Source organism: Flavobacterium notoginsengisoli (genome assembly GCF_014207905.1).
GTDB lineage: Bacteria > Bacteroidota > Bacteroidia > Flavobacteriales > Flavobacteriaceae > Flavobacterium > Flavobacterium notoginsengisoli_A.
Window position 1 is genome coordinate 1 of the sequence record NZ_JACHLB010000001.1, and the last position, 22,647, is coordinate 22,647.

General features: G+C 32.5%; 20 protein-coding genes. 8 read left to right on the forward strand and 12 right to left on the reverse strand.

All coding sequences use genetic code 11. From position 1 onward, the window contains the following. Positions 1-631: 631 nt before the first annotated feature. Together HNP35_RS00005 and HNP35_RS00010 are read right to left on the reverse strand one after the other, a co-directional pair. Positions 632-1,867, reverse strand: coding sequence for an ABC transporter permease (locus HNP35_RS00005; RefSeq protein ID WP_184159672.1), 1,236 nt, complete (start codon positions 1,865-1,867; stop codon positions 632-634). 90 nt (positions 1,868-1,957) lie between these two features. Next, positions 1,958-2,452: a YkgJ family cysteine cluster protein gene (locus tag HNP35_RS00010; protein WP_184159670.1), complete on the reverse strand. Its 495-nt coding sequence runs from the start codon at positions 2,450-2,452 to the stop codon at positions 1,958-1,960. Between the two features lie 72 nt (positions 2,453-2,524). On the opposite strand from HNP35_RS00010, the gene HNP35_RS00015 reads away from it, so the two are divergent. Both HNP35_RS00015 and HNP35_RS00020 read left to right on the forward strand, forming a co-directional pair. After that, the gene (locus tag HNP35_RS00015; protein ID WP_184159668.1) at positions 2,525-3,232 is read left to right on the forward strand and encodes a class I SAM-dependent methyltransferase; all 708 of its coding nucleotides are present in this window, start codon (positions 2,525-2,527) and stop codon (positions 3,230-3,232) included. A 22-nt stretch (positions 3,233-3,254) separates the two neighbouring features. Further along, complete coding sequence (locus HNP35_RS00020) at positions 3,255-3,800, forward strand: YfiT family bacillithiol transferase (RefSeq protein ID WP_184159666.1); 546 nt, start codon at positions 3,255-3,257, stop codon at positions 3,798-3,800. A gap of 75 nt (positions 3,801-3,875) precedes the next feature. On the opposite strand, the gene HNP35_RS00025 is transcribed toward HNP35_RS00020, so the two are convergent. The 8 genes from HNP35_RS00025 to HNP35_RS00055 all read right to left on the reverse strand — a co-directional run bounded on the left by HNP35_RS00025 (position 3,876) and on the right by HNP35_RS00055 (position 10,351). Next, positions 3,876-4,508 carry a 7-carboxy-7-deazaguanine synthase QueE gene (locus tag HNP35_RS00025; protein WP_184159664.1) on the reverse strand — a complete coding sequence of 211 codons (633 nt, stop codon included), beginning with the start codon at positions 4,506-4,508 and terminating at the stop codon, positions 3,876-3,878. A 100-nt stretch (positions 4,509-4,608) separates the two neighbouring features. Then, positions 4,609-6,276, reverse strand: a complete 1,668-nt coding sequence (locus HNP35_RS00030; RefSeq protein WP_184159662.1) for a tetratricopeptide repeat protein — start codon at positions 6,274-6,276, stop codon at positions 4,609-4,611. Positions 6,277-6,292: 16 nt separating this feature from the next. Next, complete coding sequence (locus HNP35_RS00035) at positions 6,293-7,216, reverse strand: PstS family phosphate ABC transporter substrate-binding protein (RefSeq protein ID WP_184159660.1); 924 nt, start codon at positions 7,214-7,216, stop codon at positions 6,293-6,295. Between the two features lie 6 nt (positions 7,217-7,222). Beyond that, positions 7,223-7,450, reverse strand: a complete 228-nt coding sequence (locus tag HNP35_RS23740; protein WP_184159658.1) for a hypothetical protein — start codon at positions 7,448-7,450, stop codon at positions 7,223-7,225. Next, complete coding sequence (locus HNP35_RS00040) at positions 7,450-8,253, reverse strand: energy transducer TonB (protein ID WP_184159656.1); 804 nt, start codon at positions 8,251-8,253, stop codon at positions 7,450-7,452. Before HNP35_RS00040 ends, HNP35_RS23740 begins: the two co-directional genes overlap by 1 nt. Before the next feature lie 39 nt (positions 8,254-8,292). Continuing rightward, positions 8,293-8,850, reverse strand: coding sequence for an ExbD/TolR family protein (locus tag HNP35_RS00045; RefSeq protein WP_184159654.1), 558 nt, complete (start codon positions 8,848-8,850; stop codon positions 8,293-8,295). A 19-nt stretch (positions 8,851-8,869) separates the two neighbouring features. Next, entirely contained in the window at positions 8,870-9,481 is a 612-nt protein-coding gene (locus HNP35_RS00050) for an ExbD/TolR family protein (protein ID WP_184159652.1), read from the reverse strand. A gap of 45 nt (positions 9,482-9,526) precedes the next feature. Then, positions 9,527-10,351 carry a MotA/TolQ/ExbB proton channel family protein gene (locus HNP35_RS00055; RefSeq protein WP_184159650.1) on the reverse strand — a complete coding sequence of 275 codons (825 nt, stop codon included), beginning with the start codon at positions 10,349-10,351 and terminating at the stop codon, positions 9,527-9,529. A gap of 381 nt (positions 10,352-10,732) precedes the next feature. Between HNP35_RS00055 and HNP35_RS00060 the strand changes: the two genes are divergently transcribed. After that, a complete protein-coding gene (locus HNP35_RS00060) occupies positions 10,733-12,250 on the forward strand; it encodes a helicase HerA-like domain-containing protein (protein ID WP_184159649.1) in 1,518 nt (505 codons plus the stop codon). A gap of 92 nt (positions 12,251-12,342) precedes the next feature. Here HNP35_RS00060 and HNP35_RS00065 read toward each other — a convergent pair whose 3' ends face one another. Then, a complete protein-coding gene (locus HNP35_RS00065; protein ID WP_184159647.1) occupies positions 12,343-13,686 on the reverse strand; it encodes an FAD-dependent oxidoreductase in 1,344 nt (447 codons plus the stop codon). A gap of 194 nt (positions 13,687-13,880) precedes the next feature. Between HNP35_RS00065 and HNP35_RS00070 the strand changes: the two genes are divergently transcribed. From HNP35_RS00070 to HNP35_RS00085, 4 genes are all read left to right on the forward strand, one after another. Continuing rightward, positions 13,881-14,420 carry a hypothetical protein gene (locus HNP35_RS00070; protein WP_184159645.1) on the forward strand — a complete coding sequence of 180 codons (540 nt, stop codon included), beginning with the start codon at positions 13,881-13,883 and terminating at the stop codon, positions 14,418-14,420. 34 nt (positions 14,421-14,454) lie between these two features. Further along, positions 14,455-15,249 carry a helix-turn-helix domain-containing protein gene (locus tag HNP35_RS00075; protein ID WP_184159643.1) on the forward strand — a complete coding sequence of 265 codons (795 nt, stop codon included), beginning with the start codon at positions 14,455-14,457 and terminating at the stop codon, positions 15,247-15,249. 74 nt (positions 15,250-15,323) lie between these two features. After that, positions 15,324-16,856 (forward strand): serine hydrolase, encoded by a 1,533-nt coding sequence (locus tag HNP35_RS00080; protein ID WP_184159641.1) that lies wholly within the window; start codon positions 15,324-15,326, stop codon positions 16,854-16,856. Between the two features lie 144 nt (positions 16,857-17,000). After that, positions 17,001-18,449, forward strand: a complete 1,449-nt coding sequence (locus HNP35_RS00085) for a serine hydrolase (protein ID WP_184159639.1) — start codon at positions 17,001-17,003, stop codon at positions 18,447-18,449. 119 nt (positions 18,450-18,568) lie between these two features. Here HNP35_RS00085 and HNP35_RS00090 read toward each other — a convergent pair whose 3' ends face one another. Then, positions 18,569-20,959 (reverse strand): penicillin acylase family protein, encoded by a 2,391-nt coding sequence (locus HNP35_RS00090; protein ID WP_184159637.1) that lies wholly within the window; start codon positions 20,957-20,959, stop codon positions 18,569-18,571. 109 nt (positions 20,960-21,068) lie between these two features. On the opposite strand from HNP35_RS00090, the gene HNP35_RS00095 reads away from it, so the two are divergent. Next, on the forward strand, positions 21,069-22,625 hold the full coding sequence (locus tag HNP35_RS00095) for a hypothetical protein (protein WP_184159635.1): 1,557 nt from the start codon (positions 21,069-21,071) through the stop codon (positions 22,623-22,625). Positions 22,626-22,647 lie beyond the last annotated feature (22 nt).

Consider the following 22,647-nt stretch of genomic DNA (forward strand, 5'->3'; position numbering starts at 1 on the left):
GCGGGTGCAAAAGTAGAACCTTTTTCCAGTTATCCAATACTTTTTCCAAGCTTTTTTCAATCTTTTTTCGATCTTTTTCTTAACCTGCTGATAACGGATTGTTTACAGTTTCATTTTTTTTGATGACTTGTGGGGTTTTTCTGAATCATGGTGCGGTTTCTTTATTTTTGCTCCTGTTTCTTCTTCCTGTTTTGCGGAGTTTTTATCTTTTTTGGCGCTTTTCTAAACACCTATCAGGTTTTGGAAAGCCCTATTTGCACCGATTTGATCTCGCAAAGACGCTAAGGCGCTAAGTTTTTTTCCTTTCTTCTTCTCTATTTCTTCCCAAAACGCATTTCTTTCCTCGGAATTTCTTCTGAAAACCGATGCCCTAGCCCCGATAGAAGCGGAAATCCTTTTTGTGGCGGGGTTCGCCGCAAAAAGATTGCAGCGGATAGCGGGATCAGCTCCTTATTAATATTAATATCAATACTCAAATTTCAAATTCCAATAGACAATATGCAATAGACGCACTGCGGTGCGCCTCTACAGTAAAACTGGATTTTATGCCATACTATATATGTAGAAAAAACAAACCCGACGCGCTTTAACAAACTGTCGGGTTATAAAATAAAATTAGAGTTTTATTTCTTTAATCAAATCGTATAGCTTTTACTGGAGATATTTTTGTTATTATATAAGATGGAATTAACAACACCAGAAAACAAACTGTTACTGTTAGTATGTTTAAAAGTAAAATGTAAATCCAATTTAGATAAACTGGCGCTTGATTTACATAATAATTTTCCGGATTCAATTGCACTATGCCAAATTGCTGTTGGATTAATAAAATGGAAATACCAATTAGATTTCCCCAAAACAATCCACGTAGGATAAGATAAAAAGCGTTATACAAAAATATTTTACGAACCGACCAGTTATTTGCCCCCATTGATTTCAAAATTCCGATCATTTGGGTCCTTTCTAGAATAAGAACCAATAATGCTACTACCATATTAATTGTAGCTACTAAAATCATTACTGCTAAAATCACTATTATATTAAAGTCGAATAATTGTAACCAATCAAATATATAACTGTACTTTTCTACAATGGTTTCTGTGTCGAGAGTTGAAGATGTTTTTTCGTAAACTAGATTTCCAACTGATTTAATTTCATTAAAGTCATTCACAAAAACTTCGAATGCTCCTATTTGATCTTCATTCCATTTATTAATTCTTTGAATATGTCGAATGTCGCCAATTATATAAGTAGCATCAAAATCCTGAAATCCGGAATTAAATATCCCAACAATCTTAAATCTACGGCTATTTGGCAGTTTCCCTTGTTCTTCTTTTATAAAAAAAGTATTGAATTGATCTCCAAGTTTCAAATTAAGCCTATTTGCTAAAAATCTCGAAACAATAACATCTTCATTGATTTCTTTGCTAAAATCTGGCAATTTACCTTCTACAATATATTCTTTAATATTATTCCAGTCATAATCAGCTCCGACTCCCTTAAAAACAATTCCTTCAAATGCATTTTCAGTTCTTATGATTCCTGCTTTACTTGCTATTGCTTGAATATGGGTAACTTCTGGAACACTTTTGAAATTAGGATAAAAATCCTGTTTTTTTGAAATCGGAACTAGGGTTACTTCAGAATTATTATTGTCATAATTAGAAATAATAATCTGTCCATTGAAAGCTGAGACTTTATCTCGAATTTTTTTCTGCAAACCAATTCCCGTCGCAACAGAAACCATCATCATAATTATTCCAATTGCAATTGCCGAAATAGCAATTTTAATAATAGGTGCCGAGATGCTGCTTTTGTAATCTTTTGCAGTAATGAGTCTTTTGGCTATAAAATATTCTAAATTCAAATTATAGGTTTTTAATTATTCCATTCTCAAAAATACATCTTAAAAGAATAAAATAAGAAGTTCTTGAAAACAATTCGTGTTCTTTATTATTTAAAGAGGAAGTTTCTTTTTCATTTCTTCCACAATGTTAAATGCTGCGGGACAAATCTCAACATTCTTTAATGTCAGATTTGAAATTTGATAAAATTTGTTTCTATCGGTATGAGGAAATTCTCTACACGCTTTTGGACGAACATCATATATCATACAGTAGTTTTCGTTATCCAAAAAAGTACACGGAACACTTTTCAAAACATAATCTTTATCTTCATCAATGCGAAGATACTGTTCTATAAATTGCTGTGGCTTTTGTCGAAAATGCTTTGATATTCGTTCAATATCGGCCAAAGTAAATAATGGCCCAGTTGTTTTACAGCAATTCGCACACTTCAAACAGTCCGTTCTTTTAAATTCTGCATTATGCAAATCCTGCATAACGTAGTCTAAATTCTTTGGCTGTTTCTTTTTAAGCTTGTCGAAATACTTTTTATTCTCGTTATGCTTATCTTTGGCTAACTTGCTTAAGTTATTTAAAATCTGTTTCAAGTTTAAAATTTAAAGTTGATCTGCAAAATTAAGCAACTTTGAACTCGAAACCTTAAACTTTAAAATAAAACAATGAAAGATCTTTTTGGGAAAGCGATATTTGATTTCTACACCAATAATTCGCCTGAAGATATTATTACTGAAACTTCAATCTCTGAAGAAGATGAAATGAGTGTCGAATATCTTTTTCGAACTTATAATGAAATGCCCAAAATTGAACAAAAAGCGCTTCAATTGGCTTACGGAAAAACATTAGATGTCGGATGCGGCGCTGGAAGCCATGCTTTATCTTTACAAAACGAACGAAATTTAGACGTAACTGCTATTGATATTTCAGAAAAAGCAATCGAAACTGTGCTTTTAAGAGGAATAAAAAATGCTCAAGTAAAAAATATTCTAGATTTTGAAGGTGAAAAATTTGACACCATTCTAGTTTTAATGAATGGAACTGGGATTTTTGGGAAATTAAAAAACTGCAACGAATATCTTTTGAAGTTAAAATCTTTACTGAATCCAAGAGGACAGATTTTAATTGACAGTTCAGACATTATATATATGTTTGACGAAGATGAAGATGGCGGAAAATGGATTCCTTCTGAAAATGATTATTATGGAGAACTCGTTTTTAATATAACTTACAAAGGAGAAAAAGAACAACCTTTTGACTGGTTATATTTAGATTACAATACTCTGCAAAATGCCGCAAATGCAAACGGATTGCAATGCGAACTTATTTTGGAGGGAGATCATTATGATTATTTAGCAAAACTTACTATTTAAAAATAAAAGCGAATTAAAATTTATGGAAGAATTAGATTTAGAAAAATTAAAATATCCAATCGGAAAATTTACTGCACCTGACTATTATTCGGCCGAATATCTTGCTACAAAAATCGAAGAAATTGAAACATTTCCAAATCGACTAGAAAAAGAAGTAATTCATTTAACAGACGAACAATTAGACACGCCTTACCGTCCTGGAGGATGGACTGTTAGACAAGTTATTCATCATTGTTCCGAAAGCCACATGAATTGTTATATTAGAATTAAATGGGCTCTCACGGAAAATAATCCCGTAATTAAAGCGTATGACGAAGTATTATGGTCTGAAATACATGATAATTTAACAATGCCTATTAAACCAACACTGGATTTGTTGAAGGGACTGCACTTTAGATTAGCTTACATTATGAAAAACTTATCTGAATCGGATTTAGAAAAGACATTTATACATCCTTCAGATAATTCAGAAAATAAAATAAAGAAAATCATTGGCAGTTATGCTTGGCACGGAAACCATCATCTTGCTCACATTACAACTTTAAAAAAATATAAAAACTGGAAATAAAAAATAGTTTATTTATTACACATTTGTATACTTTGACTACACAAAAAAATCCCTTCGTTTGAAGGGATTTTCTATTTATGGTATATTTAGATACTTATGCGTTTGCAACGAAACTCTCCATTTTGGATTATTCATAACATAATCAACAATAAGAGGAGTCATTTCTTCTTTTTTACTCCATTCTGGTTGCAAAAATAAGATAGCATTGTCATTGACTAATTCCGCTTGTTCCTCTGCAAAAATAAAATCATGCTTATTATAAATAATCACTTTCAATTCGTGTGCATTATCATAAACGGTTTGAGTAGGTAATTTATTTTTTTTTGGAGAAAGACAAATCCAATCCCATACACCTGACAATGGAAAAGCACCAGAAGTTTCGATATGAACCTTTAAATCTTTTTCTTTTAAACGTTTTGTCAGCAGAGTCATGTCCCAAGATAAAGGTTCTCCTCCTGTTACAACAACAGTATCAGCATATTTTGCTGCATTATCTACAATTAAATCAATACTTGTCGGCGGATGAATCTCCGCATTCCAGCTTTCTTTTACATCGCACCAATGACATCCAACATCACATCCTCCAATCCTAATAAAGTAAGCAGCACGCCCTGTATGTGCGCCTTCTCCTTGAATGGTATAAAACTCTTCCATCAAAGGAAGCATTGCTCCTTTATTTACTTCTAATTGTATTTCTTTTGGTAACATTTTAATATTTTAAGAGTGCAAAGATAGTCAATAATATACATAACAAAAAAACCGATAGTTTTTTGAACTATCGGTTTTTGATTTATTATAAAAATCTAAATTATTTTAAAGATTTTACAGACTGTGTAGCGTATGAGTTTGCAGGATCTAACACTAAAGTTTTATTGAAATATTCAATAGCTTTAGCTTTATCTGTATTAGCATAAGCAGCACCAATTGCATTGTAAGCCTCAATAACTTTTTTAGTTGTAGCAGGTTTTGCTAACTCTTCCGCACCTTTAGCAGTAACTTTAGTTACATACTCTTCATAGTTTTTAATGATCATGTCATCTTTATCCAATGCACTGTTGATTCTTCCTTTGTACAAGTAAGCTTCATCATATGATGGAGATGCTTCAAGAACTTTATCAAAAGTAGCATTTGCATTTTCTAAAGCAGCTTTATCACGGCTTTCAGCAGGTTTACCAGCATTTCCGTAATAAACAGAAATTCCATAATATACAGCATCATCTAAATAATTTTTAGATTCTTTATTGTTTGCACCAAGCTCAAAAATTGATGCTGCTTGTGTATATTGTTTTTTACTGAATAATTCTTTTCCAAAATCAGCAAATTCTTCAACTACTAATGGCTCTAACTCAATTGCTTTTTTGATATCAGCTAAACCTGCATCAAAAGCAGCTTGGTCAATTGTACCGTCAGCAGCAGTTCCTTTCTTAATTTTAGCTAATCCTAAGTAATAGTAATCTCTACCAATTACTTTATTTTCTGGCGCTTTCATAAAATCCTCAATAGATTTAATCGCTACATCAACATTTCCGTTTTCGTAAGCAGCATATCCTAAATATCTGTAGATTCTAGGATTTACTTTATCTTGAGCAATCATTTTATTTGCAACAGTTTCCAATTGTTTGTAATCTTTAACTAAGATTAAGAAATCTGCATGACGCATTTTTGAATCTAAAGAGTAATCTGTTAAACTCAAATACTTTTCGTAGTTAGTAATCGCGTTCTGTAAATTAACTTTAGCAGTAGAAGGCTTATTTCTTGCCCATTTGTAATAAGTTTCAGCAAGCTCTCGGTAAACTGGTCCGTAATTAGCATTTAAAGCAATAACTTCATTGAATGATTTAATTGCTTCATCGTACGATTTAGCTCCTTTTAATAAAACACCTAACTGCATTTTTGCTCTTAACAAAGTATTATCAGCAGCAAAAGCATCACGATACGCTTTGTATGCATCATTTTGGTTTTTATCTCCATAATAAGCATCACCGATAGCTAAAAGAGCCTGCGCATTTTGAGGATCAATCGCTAAAGCTTTTTGCAAAACCGCAATTGCATTCTTATAGTCTGGATTATCAGAGTTTATATAAGCTCTACCAATGTAAATAAACTCATTTACATCTTTCTTTCTCATATCTTTAGTTGCCAAAGCAAAATTTGCTTGAGCAGCAGCCGTATTTTTAGCATCTAAGTCTAATTGTCCTAAACCAATGTAGCTTAAGTTTTTCTTATCTGAAGCTTGTAATCCATTATTATAATAGATTTTAGCAGAGTCAACAACAGATTGATTCAAATAAACGTTACCTAAAACAAAGTTAGCTTCACCATCTGATGGTTTAGATTTAATAATTGATTTTAGGATAGTTTTTGCTTTGTCAAACTGTTCCGCATCAATTGCTTTTTTTGCTTCGTTTATGTCTTGCGCATTTGCACCGGCAGCCGACGCAATTAAAGCAAGACTAAAAATTTTAAATTTATTCATCTTTATCGTAATTAATTTATTCTTTATCTTTTATAATTTCATTTCTAATTTTAAGCTTACGTCCTGGAGTTTTATAGGGAAGCAAACCCGATTTCAAAACGATTCTTTGTCCAATGTCACCTGCTATAAAAGAGGCAAATCCCATACCTAGACCAGAGTAACCCTGACAATTGATTATAAACAAATCACGTGCCAAAGGGTATTTACCAATTTCTAAGTCATTCTGAGTAGGACTGTAATACTCATTGCCTGTTAGGCCTTTTACGTAAAGAACGTTTATCTTGTCGATAGTCTCTACCATATCAGGAGTTGGTTGATAAAACCAGTTAATACCAATAACACCAATCATCCCTTCGTTTTCAGAAACAAATTTGATTACCTCCTTATTTGTTTTAAAGGAGAAAACTCCAGATTTTGGAACCTCTTTTATCTTCGCTAAATCTTTCATATAGCGAACCGTACTAGAGTTAGGATTATCAAAAACTAAACCTTTAATCTTTGTATCTGGTTTACCTTGCAGAAAATCGATTACACTTTTCAACGCAATAAGTGTATCATTATTGCTTTTACTTGAAATAAATGCAATCGCATCATGAGCAAAAGGTGTAACTCGTGGATTAATCTTACTTTTTTCAAAGCGAGCTTTCTCATCAGCTGTTAAGTCTCTTGTCGTTATTGCGACTTTTGTTTTTTTATTCAACAAATCGTTAATTACTTCAGCTTCTGATTTTGGCTTAACCGTAATTTTTGCATCATAGTAAGTTCCTTCAAAAACAGCAACCTGATCATCTACAATTTGTTTTACTGTTTCGTCTACAGCAATATCAAGAGATCCTTTTAAAATGGTTTCTTTTTCAGCTTCACTCTTGTTTTTTTGGTTGCACATTACAAACAAAAAGACAAAAACTACAACTCCTAAAGTCTTACTATATTTCAACATACCTATTTATTCTTTTGCATTAATTAATCTTAAAAATCTTATTGCAGAATATACTATCAGTAATCCTCCAAAAGCATATCTGTACTTTGGCTCCATATTAAGCGGGAGTTTTTCCCAAAACATAATCATTAAACCGAGTACAAGATAAATTAAAAAAAACAGTATTCCTAAAACAAGAAGAAATCGCTCTTTGAGCGATTTCTTCTGAATATTATTAAGCATATCTTTTAACATTATTCTGCAGATTGAATAGTAATAGGAAGAGAATATAATACCCTAACTTTTTTACCATTTTGCTCGCCGGGAGTCCATTTTGGACATTTTTTAAGAACACGAATTGCTTCTGCTCCTGTACCGTAACCGATATCTCTTAAAACTTTAATATCTGTTAACGACCCGTCTTTTTCAACTACAAACGTAACGTAAACTTTACCTTTTAAACCTTCTTCTTCTGGAGTCTTGTAGTTGTTTCCTACGAATTTGTAGAATTTATCAATACCACCTGGGAAATCTGGTTTTACTTCGATACCAGCTGTGTTATATACAGTGTTATCTTCTTGAATTACTTCTTGAACTGGTCCTTTTCCAACTGGCTCATCAACAGTTAAAACTGCATCTGGATCTCCTTTGATGGTTTCAGCACCAACTTTTTTGTCTTTCAAATCCACAATTTTTGGTGGATCTTCAGTTACTTCTTCCGCTTTTGCAACCACAGGTTTTACGAATTTTACCTGATCCACTTTTGGTGGTGGTGGTGGTGGTGGCGGTTGATTTGGTTTAATTTCCTCTTTTTTCTTTGGAGGTAATTTTACCGTTGCAATCTTAATATCGTTGTTTTCTTCCACTTCTTGCGAATCTGGTAAAAGACTAGCAATAAGAGGTGCAGCAACTGCAAAACTAAAAATAATAGAACCGATAATAAGTGCTTTCACAGTAGTCTTACCGTTCGATTTTCTTAGCTCGTATGCTCCATATATCTTATTACGTCCTTCGAATACGATATCAAGCCATTGATTTTTTATAATATCTAATTTCATATCTCTTGATTTTTTAGTTGATAAAATTTAAGATTGCTCTTATTTTTTATCAATCACTTTTGTCTCTTCTGGTGTAAATTCAGGAACAATTGCGTACGTTTCAACTCCCACAATAGCCATCTCGTCCAATATGTCAACCAAATTTTTGTAATTTGATTTCTTAGTTGGTTTAATGATCACAATGATTCCGTTTTTTGGTTTCCCCAAAGCTGCAGAATATTCTAAAACATTTTTTTTCTGTTTTAATAATTCTCTACGGATTCCATCTTTACCATAAGCAATGTCTTTCGGACCTACTTTAGGAGTAGCTAATAACCCCATGTAGTAAACCATTTTATTATCGCCGCCCAACATTACTGTCATGGTACGATTTTCGTCTACTTTGGTGTCCTTCGTGTCGGTATCTTTATCATCTTTATTTGGCAATGACAAATCCATCGATTGAGGTTTTGACAACGAAGTAGTTAACATAAAGAATGTAATCAATAAGAATGCCAAATCTACCATCGCCGTTAAATCGACTTTCGAGCTTTGTTTTTTGCTTCTTACTTTACCGCCTTTACCACCACCGCCGTCGCCAGTATTTAATTCAGCCATTTTAGTGTATATTTTTTAATTAAAAGTCTCTCCCTCTCTTACCTGTAACCAAGTTAAAAGAGTTGATTTTCTGATCTTGTAAGATATCCATAATTTTTTTGATTTTTGGATATTCTTCTTTAGCATCTCCTTTTATCGCAATCTGCAATTCTTTGTCATCTAAATCAATTGTAGCTCTTCTTGAAATAAGAAGCCATTCTTTTAATTGATTATCTAATGAATCCAAAGGAATTCCAGGTTGTTCTGCTTTGGTTCTGTCCGCCGCTTTCATGTCAATGATTTGCTTTAAACCTGTAACTGGCACACCAAAATCATCCATTAATGAAAATTTGGTTTTATCTTCTTCTGAGAAATTAATACCATATTTTGCACCAATACCTTCAAGAGTTCTTTTACGGATCTCTCTACCTTTGATGTCAAAAAACACTTTTCCTTTTCCTACTGTAATAATAGCCAAATCTGAATCTGGCAATTTAGTTTGAGCAACAGAAGAAGGCATGTCTACAGGAAGTGCTTCTGGCACTTTAGCAGTAGCGGTCAAAATAAAGAACGTTAGCAAAAGGAATGCAACATCACACATCGCAGTCATATCTGTCGATGTAGACTTTTTTTTCATTTTTATTTTAGCCATTATCTTTTTATTTTATGTTTTTGATAATTAAATATCAAAAATTAATTATTGTCTTAAACTTCCTCTGAATTTTCTGTAAGTATTAACGATAGTAGTACCAGCCTCATCGATAGAGTAAGTTAAATCGTCAATTTTAGCAGTAAAGAAGTTGTAAGAGATGATCGCTAATACAGAAGTAGAGATACCTGTTGCAGTGTTGATAAGTGCCTCAGAGATACCTGTTGCAAGAGCAGCTTGGTCTGGAGTTCCAGCAGAAGCTAACGCACCAAACGCTTTAATCATACCAGATACAGTTCCTAATAATCCTCCTAATGTACCTAAAGATACTAAAGTAGAAACAATAGTCATGTTTTTCTCTAACATTGGCATTTCTAATGAAGTTGCCTCTTCAATTTCTTTGTGGATTACTTCAGAAGCTTCTTCACTGTTGAATCCTTCTTTTTTAACGTCTTGATATTTAATCAAAGCAGATTTAATTGCGTTTGCAACAGAACCTTGTTGTTTGTCACATGAAGCGATAGCAGCCTCGATGTTTCCTTCTTTAATACTACCTTGAACATTTTTCATGAATGTATCTAAATTAGCTTTTCCAGCAGCTTTAGAGATAACAATAAATCTTTCAATAGAAAAAACAACAACCATTAAGAACATACCTAATAATGCTGGTACGATAAAACCTCCTTTGTATACCATTCCTAAAGTATTGATTGGGTGACCTGTTTCTGGATTACCTCCCTCAAAGTTAGCAGGAGAACCCATCACGAATTTCCAAATTAAAAACCCAACTAAGATACACGCTACAATAATGATTCCTGTAATCATTCCTCCCCCATTTGAAGTGCTCTCTTTTTTAACTTTAACGTTTGCCATTTTTTTTAATTTTAATAGTTTTAAATAATTTTTATTTTTTAGTTATATTTAACTTGTAGAGGAGCAAATTTATACGTTTAGTTTAAATAAAAAAACTTTTTTTAATTTAATTGACCGAAATTTAACTTCAATTTAAAAAATATCTCATTAAATTGGTCGCATCATTTTTTAGATAAAACAAAAAATACGACGATAATTGGAAAAATTACAACGTTTTAGTAAATATTCAAAGATTCCTTTGATATCTTCTTAAAAAGCTGCGAATTTTTTTTTTATTAATATTTCAATCAAAAAAGCCTTTTTCTTACTAAAAAAAACTATAATAAAAGCGCTCTAAAACAAAGCTATACTTATATAATCACCTAAATTACAAATAAAAACATGAATAAAAAAGACAATTTTATTGAAGCTATAAATACGGGCTATTCTTCAAAGGGTGATAGCATCACCTTAGGAGGGGCAATACTTGACGGAGAGCCACTTGCAGAAGCACATGTTAAGATTCCGTTGAAAACTTTAAATCGTCATGGGCTAATTGCTGGTGCAACGGGAACTGGAAAAACTAAAACAATTCAGGTTTTTTCGGAACAACTTTCTAATGCTGGAATTCCTGTTTTGATGATGGATATTAAAGGTGATTTTAGTGGTATAGCAAAAGAGGGAAAGGAACAAAGTTTTATTACAGAGCGTCATGCTAAAATGAATATACCTTATAATGTAGCTTCATTTCCTGTAGAATTAATGTCTTTATCTAAACAGAATGGAGTTCGTTTGAGAGCAACAGTTTCTGAGTTCGGACCTGTATTATTTTCTAGAATACTAGACCTTAATGATACACAAGCTGGGGTTGTCGCTGTAATCTTTAAATATTGCGATGATAATCAGATGCCTTTATTGGATTTAAAAGACATTAAAAAAGTTATCAATTATATTACAGAAGAAGGTAAAGATGAAATTGCCGCTAATTATGGTAAAATCTCAACTGCAACTACTGGAACGATTCTTAGAAAAATTATCGAATTGGAACAGCAAGGAGGAGATTTGTTCTTTGGAGAATTATCTTTTGAAACTGATGATTTAATGCGAATTGATGAAAACGGAAAAGGTTATGTAAATATCATTCGCTTGACGGATATTCAAGACAAACCTAAATTGTTTTCAACTTTTATGTTAAGCCTACTTGCTGAAATTTATCAGAAAATGCCAGAAAAAGGAGATGCCGATCAGCCAGAATTGGTAATCTTTATTGATGAAGCGCATCTTATTTTCAACGAAGCGAGTAAAGCTTTATTGGAACAAATTGAAACGATTGTAAAACTAATTCGTTCAAAAGGTGTTGGTGTATATTTTGTAACGCAAAATCCGATGGATGTTCCGAGCGGTGTTTTGGCACAGTTAGGTTTAAAAATTCAGCATGCGCTAAGAGCCTTTACCGCAAATGATCGCCAAGCGATTAAAAAAACTGCTGATAATTATCCTACTTCTGAATATTATAAAACGGATGAATTGCTTACTAGTCTAGGAATTGGTGAGGCATTGGTTACTGCTCTAAACGAAAAAGGTATTCCGACGCCTTTGGTTGCCACTATGATGCGCGCACCAATGAGCAGAATGGATGTTTTAACGAATGATGAAATTGAGGAAATAAATACGAAATCTAAATTAGTTAAGAAATATGCCGAAGAAATCGATCGTGAAAGCGCTTACGAAATATTAACGAAGAAAATCGATGAAGCAACACAAGCCGCAGCAGAACAAGAAGAACAAGCTCCAGCAAAATCTTCAAAAGCAGAACCAAGCACAGCAAGCGTTGTTGGGAAATCGGTTTTGAAAGTAGTTACAAGCGCTACCTTTATTAGAGGTGTTTTTGGCGTTCTAACCAAAATCTTTAAAAAGTAGAAAAAAAATTAAACCATATAAGTTATATAAGTTAATAAAAGCTTTACGCAAATATTGAAATGAACTTATATAACTTATATGGTTTAAAACTTTTATCTGTTTTCTAATAATTCCAGAATTTTATTTTCGACTTCCGGAGTATTCCAGATATTTTCAATGTTATCCAGTTTTAAAACTTCTTCCATAATTCCGTTTTGGAAATCACCAATTGCTAATGCTTCGGCGTAAGGTCTGTCACTGAAAGTTACACGGCTGTAAAGCGGAATCCATTTGTCTGGATATTTATCTGAGAATATTTTCTCTATTTTCTTTTGCAATAAGAATTTTTCGTCGGCCGTTTTGGTACTCATTTCTAAGAAATTTCGATACGAAAGTTCAGCAATAGCATCTGCATTTGGTTTTCTTGAAATCTGATATTCTGCGAAAATCTTTTTCCAATCGTCGCCGTATTTTTCGATCATTTCATTCAGAACCGTGATATCTTCAAAACCTGCATTCATTCCTTGTCCGTAAAAAGGAACAATGGCGTGGCAAGCGTCACCAATAAGAGCAATTTTATTTTCAAAAGTCCAAGGAAAACATTTCATTGTAACCAAAGTACTCGTTGGATTTTTAAAGAAATCATTTGCCAGTTCTGGAATTACTTCTATTGAATCTGGGAAATTTTTCTCGAAGAAATCTTCAACCATTTTTCGATCGGTTAAAGATTCAAAAGAATTTTCTCCTTCAAAAGGCATAAATAAGGTACAGGTAAAACTTCCGTCAAGATTAGGAAGCGCAATTAACATATACTCGCCCCTTGGCCAAATATGAAAGGAGTTTTTATCTAATTTATGTGTTCCGTCTGCGTTTGCTGGAATATTCAATTCCTTATATCCCATATTCAAAAATTCTTGCGAATAATTGAACATGCTCTGACGCTGCATTCTATGACGAATTCTAGAAAAAGCACCATCGGCACCAAAAACCATATCAAATTTTCGCTCTTCCCACTCGCCTCTTTCGCTTTCACCTATATGTAAGGTTGCATCATTTAGCGTAACATCCCAAACTTTTTGCTCAAAATGAAATTCAGCTCCCGCTTCTTCAGCAAGATCAATCATTTTACGGTTCAATTTTCCTCTTGAAATGGAGTAAATTGATTCGCCTTCCTGACCATAATTCTGAAAATTCAATTTGTCTACCAAATGTATGGCACGTTTGTCCATTGGAATTGCAATCTCGCGAACTGAATCGCCAACGCCAACAGCATCTAGCGCTTTCCAGCCACGATTGGACATTGCCAAATTAATGGAACGTCCAGAGAAATTTATTTTTCTAATATCAGGGCTTCGATCATAGACATGAACAGTGTGACCGGCCTTTTTAAGATAAATTGCCAGCAGCGATCCTACAAGTCCAGAACCAACAACGGCAATTTTTAATGATGTTTGCATCGAGGAAAATTCTAATATATTGGGACGTAAAAATAAGTAATAAATATACATGACCTTTAAAATAAGCCAAATATTTCCCCAGATGGTCTAATATTTAATTGACTTTAGAACAAGATTAAAAAAAGTAATTCATCTCTTTAGCAAAAAAATGATACATTAGCTTCATCAAAAACTATTATTTCTTTTCAAGAATCATGAAGAATAAAGCCTATCTAATTCTATTTTTTGTTCTGATCTCTGTCAATTTTTATGCACAAACAAAAATGTTGACTGGAAATAAACATCTCATAATTTTGGACATTCCTAAAAATTGGATTCAGGTACAAACAGATGAAATTCCTTTTTTAATAAAACCTTACGAAAAAGAAGTTAGCGATAATACTTATATGTATGTTTACGGATTAGATTATGAATCATCTCCTGATTTAAATTTGTGGATTCAGGGAAATAATGAAGGTTTAAAAAATCAAATTCCTGACGTAAAAATTAGTGATTTTGAGATAAATTTCGACAATTTAAAAAGTGATAGTTTTCTAACTGGGCGTTACAGAGCCGTAAAATATATTTACCCCGATTCTAAAGAAGAGGTTTTACTGGTTATTGAAACTAAAACAACAATTGTAACTGCAGTTTTATCTGCCAAAGACCATGATGAATTCACTAAATATCTTAATTCATTTAAAGAACTAGTGAATTCGGTGAAAATTAATAAAGCGAATGTCACATTTAAATAATTAACTGAATCCCTTTAAACTTTCAAAAATCCTAATGAATCTTTACTCAGAACATTATCTCTCTAAAAAAACGGAAAGGTTCGTCAATAAGATTTGGTGTCTAGACAACAGCTTCGGCGAAAGCCTAATCGAAAACAAACTTGTTTTACCAAATGGCTGTTTTAATCTTGCTATTGTTTCTGGAAATGCTATAGAAGTTCATACGAGTAAAAACAAATATTTGATGAACGAAGGTATCTACTTTTGTTCGCAAATGACCAATAAAGTTCTCGTAAATATTGAGCCTAAAACTAAAGTTACCATAATTCAATTTCATGCTTGGACACTTGCCTTTTTTCCGAAATATGATTTGAGCGATTTTACAGATTCAATTCTTAAAATTGATTTTACGGAATTACCTTTTCAAATTCAGATTCAAAATACCATTGAAGATTTATTAGATACAATTAATCAATATTTTGAAGCATTATCAGATTCAAATTCAGATCAAAATCTTGTGGAGAAAATTTGTGAATTGATTAAAATTCATGACGAAGAAATTTCAGTTGCCGAAATCGGAAAACTTTTAAATCTCTCGCAGCGTTTACTTCAAATTAAATTTAAAACGGCAACCGGACTTACAATAAAAAATTATATTCAAATTCTGAAGTTTAGAAAATCGGTCGATCAAATGATTAATATGGATGTATCAAAAATGAATTTGACTGAAATTGCGCTTTACAACAAATATTTTGACCAATCTCATTTTATAAAAAAGTTTAAAGACGTTACTAAAACAACTCCAAAAATGTTCAATCCTGACTTGTATTTTCTTTCTCAAAAGAGATAAGATTTCGCATTTGTACAATTTTGTTAAACTTGATTGATTTATTTTTGCAAAATCATTAATCATCAATCATCAAAATGAAAATCATCAATTACATTTTTCAATTAAAAATATTTTTTGCTGGAATACTATTCTTTCAGATTCAAAATGCTATTTCTCAAGAAGAAAAAAGCTCAGAATTGTACAAAATTATTATGTCGCGAGACAGTCTTCTTTTTAATGTCGGTTTTAATACTTGCGACATTTCTGTATCCGAAAGCCTTTGCAGCGATCAGTTAGAATTTTACCACGATAAAAACGGACTTTCTAACAAAGCGGACTTTGTAAAAACAATGAAAAGCGGTTTATGCGCCTCTCCATCAACGTATCAATCTAGAAGAGAATTAATTGACGAAAGCAATAAAATTTATCCGTTATATAAAAATGGAGTTCTGTACGCTGCTTTACAAACTGGAATTCATTATTTCCATGAAAATAAAACAAACAAAGGCGAACCATTTTTAAAGGAAAATGAAAAACTAGTTGGAAAAGCAAGATTTTCACATCTTTGGGTTTTAGAAAATAATGTTTGGAAATTAAAACGAATTTTAAGTTACGATCATGAACCAACTAACTCTATAGAAGAAAAAAGCGCTCTTTTTGACAATGATCTGGAAACCGAAAAATGGCTAAAAGAAAATAATGTTCCAGCTTTAGGTCTTGGCATAATTTCGGAAGGAAAACTAAAACAAATTAAAACTTTTGGAAAACTAAAACGAGATGTTCCTGCTCCTTATAATACCATTTGGAATGTAGCTTCACTGACAAAACCTGTAACTGCAATTGTCACTTTAAAATTGGTTTCTCAAGGAAAATGGAATTTAGACGAACCTCTTTATAAATATTGGACAGATCCAGATATTGCAAAAGACTCAAATCTTAAATTATTGACTACGAGAATTGTTTTAAGTCACCAAACTGGTTTTCCCAATTGGAGGTCTTTTAACGAATCTGGAAAATTGGATTTTAAATTTAAACCAGGAACAAAATACCAATATTCTGGTGAAGGTTTTGAATATTTAAGAAAAGCTTTGGAGAAAAAATTTGGTAAAACACTAGATCAACTTGCTTCAGAATTGATTTTTAAACCATTGCAAATGAATGACTCTCAATTGATTTGGAATGACAAAATTGATCTTTCAAGATATGCCGTTAATTATGACAAAGACGGAAATGCGTACGAACCAACAAAAAATAAAACCGCAAGTGCTGCCGACGATTTGCTAACTACTGTTGGAGATTACGGAAAGTTTCTTTGCAGTGTAATGAACAGCGAAGGTTTAAGTCAGAACGTTTTTAATGACATGATTTCTCATCAAGTTGAAACCAAGAAAAACAAATATTTTGGTTTAGGTTTTGAAATCTACGATTTAGGAAATGATAATTATGCTTTATCTCACGGCGGAGCAGATAAAGGTGTGCAAACGCTATTTTTTTTACTTCCAAAAACTAGGCAAGGTTTAATTATTTTTACAAATGTAGACGATGGTTATAAAGTTTACGCAAAGCTTATAGAACACTTTTTAGGAGAAGATGGAAAAAAGTTAATTGATATTGAAACCAAATCGTAAATCGGTCGTCTAACAATTTGTGGACATTAATTTATATCATTTGAAAAAATCGAAATTTCGATTTAAATTACTGAATATCTTTTTGTTACAATGTTTCAATCATCAATCAAAAACGAATTATTTCATTAATCCAAAACCATCATCATGAAAAAATCAATCCAACTTATTCTGCTTTTTGTTGCTTTTCAATTCAGCACATTAAGCACTTTTGCTCAAGAGAAAGCAAAGCAAATCGAACAACTTTTAAATAAATACAACGAATACGGACAATTTAACGGTTCGGCTTTGGTGGCTGAAAATGGGAAAGTCATTTTCAAAAAAGGATTTGGTTCGGCAAATATGGAATGGAATATTCCAAATCAACCCGATACAAAATTTAGATTAGGTTCTATTAGCAAACAATTTACAGCGCTTTTAATTGTAAAATTAGCTGAGGAAGGAAAATTAAAATTAGACGTTCCGATTACTACTTATTTGCCAGATTATCCAAAAGAAAACGGAGATAGAATTACGACACATCATTTATTGACGCATACTTCTGGAATTCCAAATTATACCAATGCACCAAATTTCTTTAAAGATAAATCTCGAAATCCTTACACACCTGAAGAATTTGTAAAAACATTTTCAAGTCTTCCGCTCGAATTTACTCCTGGCGAAAGATTCAATTACAGCAATTCTGGTTATTTTTTACTGGGTTATATTATAGAAAAAGTTTCAGGCAAAACATACGAGCAATATTTACAGGAAATTATTTTTACGCCTTTAAAAATGGTTAATTCTGGTTACGATCACAGCGACGTAATTTTAAAAAACAGAGCCGCTGGTTATGAAAAACACGGAAAACAAATTGTAAATGCGGCGTATCTTGACATGAGTATTCCGTATGCGGCTGGATCTTTATATTCTACTGTAGAAGATTTGTACTTATGGGATCAGGCGCTTTACACAAATAAATTGCTTAACGCAAAGAGTATGGAATCGTTATTCAAACCCTATATTTCTGCTGGAAGAGCTTTTTACGGTTACGGGTGGTTTATTGATGATGTTGAAAATGGCGACAAAGGCAAACTAAAAACTATCGGACACGGAGGCGGAATTAATGGTTTTAATACAATTATTTCAAGATATCCTTCTGATAAAAATTTGATTGTTTTATTGAATAATACTGGCGGAACTGTTTTAGGCGAAATGAACGACGCCATTCGTGCTATTTTATACAATCAGCCTTTTAATCAGCCGAAGAAATCATTGGCTTTAGATTTATTAGATATTTATAACGAAAAAGGTGCTGCAACTGGAACTGAAACTTATAAAAAACTAAAGAATGATCCTTCTTATGCCATCAAAGAAAACGATATGAATCGTGTTGGATATCAGTTATTGCAAGACGGAAAAAAGAAAGAAGCTATCGAAGTTTTTAAAATAAATGTAGAAACTTTTCCAAAATCTGGAAATGCTTATGATAGTCTTGGTGAGGCTTATTTAGCTGATGGAAATAAGAATTTAGCTATTGCGAATTATAAAAAATCGGTAGAATTGGATCCAACGAACGAAAACGGAAAAAAAGTTTTAGCTGAGATTTCGAAGTAATTTTTTTTAAAGGGACAAAGGTTCAGAGTTGCAAAGGTTCAGAGGTTTTTTATAGAAACCTTTGAACCTTTGCTATTAAGTTTCGAATCAACTTGAAACATGAAACTTGAAACATGAAACTACTTCCTAGGTTTCAAAACTAACTTTGTTGAAGTTTTTACAATTTCATCTTTGTTCAATTTCATTTTTCTGAACTTTCCAGCATTGTACATTTCAGCTTGATCGTCGTAATGCTTGCTGAAAGGATTTCCAGATTGTCCTGTTGGCAAAATGCTCCAACTGTTTTCTACATCTGCAAAATCTACAATTCTTCTGGTCGAAGGTCCGCCTTTGGTGTAATACTTTCCTTCTTCATTAAATCCGAAAAATAGATTATTGATTACTTCATTAGAACCTGGTGAATCAAAAGGACCGACATTAAATAATCCTCTTAATGCCGCCACTTTTCCTAGCGGATGTTCGTGTTCTACAGTATGAACTTTTCCCCATTTCCAATCGGAAATATTTTCTCCTAATTGATTCTGAAGCGCAGCAACTGCATCATGAAATGATTTTGAAACTATATCTTTTCTGGTTTCTTTGATGTTTTTTGTTTTAATATTATCCCACCAAACCGAATTCTCATTCTTAATTTGATTGGCAATAACCTGTTTTCCAAGAGAAATTCCGGTAAACAAACCAAAATTTTCTTTACCCATTTCGTCTTCAAAAGTATTTTTCATGTACAGATAAATCCATTTGTTGTAAATGGTCGGTGCAACATCTTCTAAGTTTGTTGTTCCTTTCCAAGATTTTAAAACTGTAATGACTTCTTTTTCTTTGTTTGAAAGTGATTTTTCATCCAAACTTGAAATCAAATCTTTAATCACGCCAACTGCAACATCAGACGTATTGTCATAAATCATTTTGCTGATTGCTCCTTTATCCCAATCTGATTTTGCGTCTAAAATTCCTGAAATTCTTTTAGCGCGATCTTCTGGCAAATAATATCCTGGATATAAAAAACCATTATCAATTGCTTCCGGCTGATTATTAGCAGAATAAACATAACCCCATTTCGGATTTTCTGCCGAAGGATTCTGTTCGAAATCTAAAAACTTCGTAATATCATCTTTACCGCTTGAGCCTTCTAAAATCAAATGCGTATTGACTCCTTCATTGTGTCGATACAATTTGCCGCTCGCCCACCAACCAACATTTCCTTTGGCATCTCCGTACATAACATTTAATCCTGGCGCAGCAATTAGGCTAACAGATTTTTTAAAATCAGCAATGCTTTTAGCATGCGAAAGTCCGTAAGCAGCGTCTAAAATTTGAATCGGTTCTCTAGTGTAAGTCCACGACATTGCAATCGGATTTTTCTTTTCTAAACGTTCCATCAAATCATTCATAATTGGACCGTGACGCGTTATTTTAAATGTCATAACAACATCCGAAGAATCTTTTACTTTTATGGTTTTCTTTCTGATTTCGTATTTACTAAAACCTGTCGGAGTTTGATATTGAGAAACATCACCATCTTTATTTTTTTCCTGATAAAAATCGATATCATCATTTTCAAACATCGTTAAACCATACGCATAATCTCTGTTATGCGCTAAAAGTGGAAATGGAGTTCCAGCCAAATAACAACCATATAATTCGTGCTTTGGCGTTACTATATGCGCTTCGTACCAAGTGGCAGGCTGCGAAAACCCAATATGCGGATCATTCGCAAAAATAACTTTTCCAGTTTTTGATTTCTGCGGCCCTACAACCCAACTATTACTTCCAACAAAAGGCGGAATCGGAGACTGATCCAACATTGCTGAAATCGATTTTGAAATCTCGGTATATTCTTCTGTTTTCTCTTTTGAGATTCTAATTCTTGTATTATTAAATTCGCCATCAATACCTAAATCCTTCAAGTATGCAACTCCGTATTTGTTTTTAATATCGGTTAACAACGGATCTGTTTTCTGAGCCATCGCAAAACTAAAAGACATATATCCGAAAATGTTATAAACGTCATTTATCGTAAACTTTTGCTTTTTTACTCCAACCAAAGTAAATTCTATTGGCGTTACTCCTTCTTCTAAATATTGATTAATTCCATCCAAATAAGCTTGAGTCAATTTATAGCTTTCACTGTTTTTATCCAATTTTGCTATGGCTTTCGTCGAAGCTTCTTCAATACCAATTCCTGCAAAAAATTTATCATTTTTAAGCGCAACTCCACCGAAGATTTCAGATAAACGTCCAGGTGCAATTCGGCGTAGTAATTCCATTTGCCATAATCTTTCTTGAGCGTGTACGTAACCTAAAGCCGTCATCGCATCTTTTTCTGAATCTGCATAAATGTGAGGAACTCCAAAATCATCAAAATAAACTGTCGTTTCTTTTTCTAAATTTTTCAGTTTTAATTCCCCTTCATATTTTGGTTTTAAATGAAAAATATAGGCACACAAACCAATTGCTAACAGCGCAATGACAACCACTAAAACGAGCAGGATTTTTTTAATTATTCTCATATTCTAAAAAAAGATAAAAATTCAAAAATGATATAACTTTTCTCAAAAATCTTATAAAAGAAAGATTCTTTAAAAGCCTAAATTTATGTATTTAAAATTAATCCTATAAATGTCCATCTATAAAAAAATAGCGATTGGAGTAATTTCTTTACTCGTAGTTGTAATTCTGGCAAATGTCGGACTGAATTACTGGATCAAAAAACAGCTTCCGATTATTATTCACGAGAAAAATAATACCGCATATAATATCAATTATGAAAAGATTGAAGTTTCTCTTTTTTCTCGAAATATCTACGCGCAGACCTTATTGGTAAATCCGAAAAATGAGCCTAAAGACAGCAAAAATGGACTTTTTTCTAAAATTGAATCTATCACAATAAAACATTTCAATATTTGGGATTTGGCTTTTCGCGATATTATTCAGGCAGAAAGTATTATCATCAACAAGCCAAGAATTATTTTATACAAAAAAGGCGAAAAATTAATCAATAACAGCAAAAGCATTCAGAAGGAAATTGTTGATCCGTTTCGAAAAATTGTTGCGGTTTCAAATATTTACTTGAATGACGGAACGGTTGATGTAGTTTCTCTTGATACTCAAAAACCGATTTTCAGTGTCAAAAAAATTCTTTTGAAACTAGAAGGAATTTTAATAACCGACGCCACTTTAAAAGAAAAAATTCCGATTCAATATAAAAGTTATGCTTTGGTAATTGACAGTTTATTTTATAGACCAAGCGCCTTTTATCATATCAATATTGGAAAAATAAGTACGGAAAAGAATTTTCTTAAAATCAACAACTTCTCTAATATTCCGCAATTTGACAGACCGAATTTTGTAAAACGATTAGAAAAAGAAAAAGATATTTATACCTTAAAATTCGATTCTGCACAAGTTGCCAAAATGGATTGGGGTTTTAAAAATGATCGCTTTTTCTTCAAAGCAAATTCATTAGTCATCAATCATTTTGACGCTAATATTTATCGCGGAAAAATGCCAAAAGACGATTTGAGCAAAAAATATCTTTATAATCATTTGCTTCGAAATATAAAATTTCCGCTTCAAATTGATACGCTTCAGGTTTTAAAATCTAAACTGGTTTATGAAGAAGAAATTGATTTTTCTAAAGGTCCTGGAGTTTTAACTTTCGATAAATTCAATTTGCAGGCAACTAATTTGCGAAGTGGTTTTGGATTGAAAAAAACGGCTGATGTAAAAATCAAAGTAAAAACCATTTTCATGAAAAATTCTCCGCTCGATGTCGATTGGAGTTTTAATGTTCTAGACAAAAACGATGGTTTTCATATTCAAGGTGTGATTTCAAATTTTGATGTTCGAGCAATGGGGCAATTTAGCAAACCCTATATGAATGCTTCATTTACTGGGGTTTTCAATAAATATCGTTTTAATTTCTATGGAAATGATAATATCTCAAAAGGAAATGCTTCGCTAGATTATGATGATTTGAAAGTGAAATTATACAAAAAGAAAAATCCTGAAAAAGAAGCCAAACTCAAATCTGCAATCGCCAATCTATTGGTTAAAAACGATTCTAAAGACAAAGCTAAAACTGCTGAAGTTGAAATAGAACGAATTCAAGAAAAATCATTCTATAATTTCCTATGGCGAAGTATTGCTGAATCATTGAAGAAGATTTTGATATAGATTTTTTATAGCCACGAATTCA

Coding starts and splice junctions, on each gene's coding strand:
- HNP35_RS00060 (WP_184159649.1), top strand. CDS start 10,733: ATGAATAAAAAAGACAATTTTATTGAAGCTATAAATACGGGCTATTCT.
- HNP35_RS00020 (WP_184159666.1), top strand. CDS start 3,255: ATGGAAGAATTAGATTTAGAAAAATTAAAATATCCAATCGGAAAATTT.
- HNP35_RS23740 (WP_184159658.1), bottom strand. CDS start 7,450: ATGTTAAAAGATATGCTTAATAATATTCAGAAGAAATCGCTCAAAGAG.
- HNP35_RS00085 (WP_184159639.1), top strand. CDS start 17,001: ATGAAAAAATCAATCCAACTTATTCTGCTTTTTGTTGCTTTTCAATTC.
- HNP35_RS00070 (WP_184159645.1), top strand. CDS start 13,881: ATGAAGAATAAAGCCTATCTAATTCTATTTTTTGTTCTGATCTCTGTC.
- HNP35_RS00065 (WP_184159647.1), bottom strand. CDS start 13,686: ATGCAAACATCATTAAAAATTGCCGTTGTTGGTTCTGGACTTGTAGGA.
- HNP35_RS00050 (WP_184159652.1), bottom strand. CDS start 9,481: ATGGCTAAAATAAAAATGAAAAAAAAGTCTACATCGACAGATATGACT.
- HNP35_RS00045 (WP_184159654.1), bottom strand. CDS start 8,850: ATGGCTGAATTAAATACTGGCGACGGCGGTGGTGGTAAAGGCGGTAAA.
- HNP35_RS00095 (WP_184159635.1), top strand. CDS start 21,069: ATGTCCATCTATAAAAAAATAGCGATTGGAGTAATTTCTTTACTCGTA.
- HNP35_RS00025 (WP_184159664.1), bottom strand. CDS start 4,508: ATGTTACCAAAAGAAATACAATTAGAAGTAAATAAAGGAGCAATGCTT.
- HNP35_RS00030 (WP_184159662.1), bottom strand. CDS start 6,276: ATGAATAAATTTAAAATTTTTAGTCTTGCTTTAATTGCGTCGGCTGCC.
- HNP35_RS00040 (WP_184159656.1), bottom strand. CDS start 8,253: ATGAAATTAGATATTATAAAAAATCAATGGCTTGATATCGTATTCGAA.
- HNP35_RS00035 (WP_184159660.1), bottom strand. CDS start 7,216: ATGTTGAAATATAGTAAGACTTTAGGAGTTGTAGTTTTTGTCTTTTTG.
- HNP35_RS00015 (WP_184159668.1), top strand. CDS start 2,525: ATGAAAGATCTTTTTGGGAAAGCGATATTTGATTTCTACACCAATAAT.
- HNP35_RS00055 (WP_184159650.1), bottom strand. CDS start 10,351: ATGGCAAACGTTAAAGTTAAAAAAGAGAGCACTTCAAATGGGGGAGGA.
- HNP35_RS00075 (WP_184159643.1), top strand. CDS start 14,455: ATGAATCTTTACTCAGAACATTATCTCTCTAAAAAAACGGAAAGGTTC.
- HNP35_RS00080 (WP_184159641.1), top strand. CDS start 15,324: ATGAAAATCATCAATTACATTTTTCAATTAAAAATATTTTTTGCTGGA.
- HNP35_RS00090 (WP_184159637.1), bottom strand. CDS start 20,959: ATGAGAATAATTAAAAAAATCCTGCTCGTTTTAGTGGTTGTCATTGCG.